The organism is Halomonas sp. SIMBA_159 (assembly GCF_046536035.1).
Classification (GTDB): domain Bacteria; phylum Pseudomonadota; class Gammaproteobacteria; order Pseudomonadales; family Halomonadaceae; genus Vreelandella; species Vreelandella venusta_A.
The window spans coordinates 1-264 of record NZ_JAWJBT010000796.1 but is presented as its reverse complement, the minus strand read 5'-3'; the positions used below and the strand labels follow the sequence as shown (position 1 = coordinate 264).

The following is a 264-nucleotide window of genomic DNA, read 5'->3' as shown; positions in this document are numbered from 1 at the left end:
AGCAGGAATGAATGAAATCAATAATAAACTTGTAGCAATTGGAGAAGGTCTGCAAGCAGTCGGATCTTTTGTTATAGCAATAGCGCCTGAGGAGAATTCTTATGCTTTTACTGGAAACTTAATTGATGGTGCTGGTGCATCAACAAGCTCATTAGCTGCTTATTTACAAGATGTGGAGGGTGAAAATTCAGATAATCTTCGTCTAGAGATACTTGGTGATTCCTTTCAATCGATTGGTGCCTCTATCGCTGCTACTGGAGATTA

The 264-nt window shown here is 39.4% G+C and carries 1 protein-coding gene; it reads left to right on the top strand.

What is annotated here, in order from left to right:
* Window positions 1-264: DUF6944 family repetitive protein (locus R0J87_RS21400; protein ID WP_498888812.1), on the top strand; the 264-nt coding region annotated here is incomplete at both ends.